Origin of the sequence: Desulfurella multipotens (assembly GCF_900101285.1) — a bacterium.
Lineage (GTDB): Bacteria > Campylobacterota_A > Desulfurellia > Desulfurellales > Desulfurellaceae > Desulfurella > Desulfurella acetivorans.
Map to the genome: position 1 here is coordinate 1 of NZ_FMYU01000025.1, position 4,068 is coordinate 4,068.

The 4,068-nt window shown below is 33.3% G+C and carries 3 protein-coding genes; all 3 read left to right on the forward strand.

Features of this window, described 5'->3' with window-relative positions; all coding sequences use genetic code 11:
- Positions 1-1,978 (forward strand): restriction endonuclease (locus tag BLQ93_RS09315; RefSeq protein ID WP_092129853.1); only part of this gene is annotated, 1,978 nt, incomplete at its 5' end.
- Positions 1,979-2,188: 210 nt separating this feature from the next.
- A complete protein-coding gene (locus BLQ93_RS09320) occupies positions 2,189-3,085 on the forward strand; it encodes a DUF3800 domain-containing protein (RefSeq protein WP_092129855.1) in 897 nt (298 codons plus the stop codon).
- Positions 3,057-3,803 (forward strand): DUF2851 family protein, encoded by a 747-nt coding sequence (locus tag BLQ93_RS09325; RefSeq protein ID WP_092129857.1) that lies wholly within the window; start codon positions 3,057-3,059, stop codon positions 3,801-3,803. Before BLQ93_RS09320 ends, BLQ93_RS09325 begins: the two co-directional genes overlap by 29 nt.
- Positions 3,804-4,068: the final 265 nt, after the last annotated feature.

A 4,068-nucleotide genomic window follows, 5' to 3' on the forward strand; every position in this document is an offset into this window, starting at 1 on the left:
GGGGGATGATTCACCTTTAAATCCATCGGGGAATCTTATTGTTAACAATATTCAACAGTTATATGAGTCAAAGAGGACGGAATGGACACCTGAAAGCATAGTTGATGACATTCTCGGAAGGAAGCCACAAAAGGACTTAACAAAGTCGCCTGAAGCCTTAATTGACAAGATAAAAAAATTAGATAATTTGATGGTAATAACTGATGAGGCACATCATGTTCATGATGAAGATTTACAGTGGCATAAAACACTTATGTCAATCCATAAGGCATTACCGAATGGAATAGACTTCTGGCTTGACTTTTCTGCTACTCCCAAGACACAAACAGGGACATATTACCCCTGGATTATCGTTGACTATCCACTCGCCCAGGCGATTGAAGATAGAATTGTTAAGGTTCCTTTGATAGTTCATCGCATTGATAAAAAAGACCCTGAAAATGTATCAAAAGATAATGTTATCCAGAAATATGGTGATTGGATAACCGCCTCGCTTGAGCGCTGGAAGGAACACTATGAAGTTTACTCAACCGTTGGCAAAAAGCCAGTCTTATTTATTATGGCAGAGAAAAATGATTACGCAGATAGGATTGCCGAAGCTATAAGAAAAAGAAAAGATTTAGGGTTTAAGAATCCTGAAGAAGAGATAATGGTAATCCATGTAAAATCAAAGGGAGAGGGGGAAACAGAAATAAAAATTACTGAAAAGGACCTTCCAAAATTGAGAGAACTGGCAAGAAAAATCGATGAGCCAGATAACAAAGTTAAAATAATTGTGAGCAATTTGATATTAAGAGAGGGGTGGGATGTTCAAAATGTCAGTATAGTGTTAGGCTTAAGACCATTTACTTCCAGAGCACAGATTTTGCCTGAGCAGGCGGTAGGAAGGGGACTAAGATTGATGAGTGGAATAAGTCCTGACCATACCCAGACACTTGAGGTAATGGGAACAGAGGCGTTTGAAAATTTTGTCCGTGAGCTTGAAAAAGAAGGTGTTGGAATTAATACAACAAAGACCCCACCACCGCTCCCCATAACAATTGCTCCCGAAAAATCAAGGCTGGTTTATGACATAGAAATTCCCCACACTGAGTTCAGATTTTCAAGAAACTATAAAAAAATAGAAACATTAGACCTATCGAAGATTCCATCACTTTATTCTTCAGATAAGCTTGAAGAAGAGAAAAAAATTCTTTTAAAAATGGAGTTTCCTGTAACAGAGACAGAGGTTCATCAAGTTGCAATAGATGTTACTTCTTTGCCTTCTGGTAGAGAACTGGTTTCTTACATAGTTCGTGAGGTTATGAAAAGAGCACGGCTTACTTGTGAGTTTAATAATTTGTATCCTATAGTTGAAAGATATATCCTTGAAAAATGTTTTGAGACAAGAATAAAAGATATTGAAAATGAAAAATTAAGAAAAAACCTCAATGATATCTCAATTCAGGATGCAATTATTGATATATTAGCAAGAGTAACAGGAGAGATTTCTATTGAGACAAAAACAGAGGTTGTAAAATTAGATTCTTTCAAACTTTCATCTATTCCGCCTTTTACTTGGAGAAGGAAACATTTAAGATGCAAAAAGACGGTATTCAACTTCGTTGCGGTTTATAATGATTTTGAAGCAAAATTTGCAAGATTTCTTGATGAAGCTGATGATATAGAAAGATTTTCTGCTCTTGCTGATAAATTCTCCATTGATTATTTAAGTTCAAGGGGAGCTATAAGGCTTTATTATCCTGATTTTATTGCTGTTCAGAAGATTGGTAAGAAAAAAGTTTTCTGGATTATAGAAACGAAGGGGAGAGAATATGAAGATACTGATAGAAAAGATGATGCAATCAAAAGATGGTGCGAAGATATAACTAAACAAACAGGACAGGAATGGAAGTATTTAAAAGTTATGCAAGCAGATTTTGAAGCATCAAGAAACCTCAAAAATTTTGCTGAACTGGTGTCAGAGCGGACGAGGTAGTTGAAGACATCCCTCTAAAAGAGGGGAATGAGGCAAAAGAACTTGAAAAAGAAATTACCAACTGGTGTATAAACTTTATAATTCAACAAAGGATGAGATAAAAAGTTTTTTGATGCTCTTGGCTTGACAGAAGAAGAACGAAAAGAGGTCTACTTTGCAGTTGCCGAACTTGTAAAAACAAGATTAGAAAAAGCAAAGAGTGTGTGATGGATGGAAGGTTTTAATGATATTTTAGATATATATACAGATGAGAGTGCAAGTAAAAGTCAGAGATTTAGATCAATCTGTGCCATTAGTGGATTGAGCAATAATTTGGAAAAATTAAAAGAAGAACTAAAAAATAAGATAAATTTGTATGGGTTATCTGAACTAAAGTTTGTCGAAGTTAAAACTCATCAACCAAAGGTAAAGTGTGCAAAAGATTTTATTTCTGTGGCAGTTGGTTATGCTTCAAGAAGAGAGATAAGAATAGATGTGATTATATGGGATTTACAAGATAGTCGCAATTTAATTCAAGGTAGAGATGACAAGGAAAACTTAGAAAGAATGTATTTTCATTTGTTAAGGAATATTGTAGAGAGATGGAAAAGATTTAATTGTAGATTCTACCCAGATGAACATTCTGAATACAATTACAAGAAAATTGTTGATTATCTTAATAGAACAAAATATCCGAGGGATGAACCTTATATCTTGAAACTTTTTAGAGAGAAAAGACTTCAGTTTAACTTCATTGAGGTAAAAGAACAAAAATCAGAAGAACAGGTTTTAATTCAATTAGCTGATTTATTTGTTGGAATTGCTTGTTTTTCAAGGGAAAACGCAGATAATTTTAAAAGCTATAAAAAGAAAAAAGAAAGAGAAGCACAAGATTTACTTTTTCCTGATATTCTAGATAAAACAGATGAAACAGAGGATATCGGAAAAACTTTTAAAAATAGATTTGAACTTATTAAACTTATAAAAAAAGAATGTGAAGAATGCAAAATAAAAATCAGCTTAAATACCTGTGATTTCCTTAAAACCTTTAATCCGTCTCAACCTATAAATTTTTGGCATTATGAACCACAAGGAGAATATGACAAAGCACCAACAAGAAAAGAATAAAAATTTAAATCTGAACCAACTTGGCAACCGCTGGCTTGAACTGAAAAAACAGAGGATGCAGAACCTTTTAAAAATTGCTCTGCCTAATGAAGCACTTTACAGAGAAATTATGCTCTCCCTTGGATATCCCAATAATAAGGTGAATTTCTTAGAGCTTGCACTCATCACTCCTTATGCTGAAATAAAGAAATTAAAGGAAAGGCAAATTATAGAAAAAGCCCTTTTATACAGGGCAGGATTTACAGATGATAAAGAAGGATTGCCAGAGGATTTTGATTTTTCTTTGAAGATGGATAAATCCGTCTGGAACTATAAAGGCATAAGACCAGCAAACTTTCCTGAGAAAAGAATTAAAGGAATATCAATTCTACTATCGCAGACAATTGAAAAAGGAATAGTAAATTTCTTTTTAGAGCGTATTAAAGCGGAGATAAATAATAGAGACCCAAAAGATGCAGTAAAGAAAATAATGAACTTCGGCGGGATTGGACTTCAAAGAAAAGTGGAGATGTTTTTCAATATAATAATACCTTTCTTTATGGTTTATTCGGAGGATGATAAGATCAAAAATTTTCTGAATTTTATTATTGAAAAACATCCATCATTAAGTGAGAATGGACTTATCAAATCTTTCAAACTCAACTATCCAGATATTAAGATTGAGAATGTTAAAACATATATGGGAGCTATACTGTTTCAAAAAAGTAAAAGAACTTGAAAAAGAAATTGACCAGCTGGTTTATAAACTTTATGATTTGACAAATGAAGAAATAAAAATAACAGAGGAAAGTAAAAAATGAAATTGAAAAAGTGAAGAGTTGAAAGCACAAAGACTTCAGATAAATGAATTTCATCAAAGAGTTAATAGATCAAAGAGAACCCGCAGGCGGACAAAAGCCAATGGGAGCGCAAGAGTTAGCCCATCTTTACCCTAAAATATCTAAAAGAATATGAATTAGAAATCCATAAAAGAAAAGCAAAAA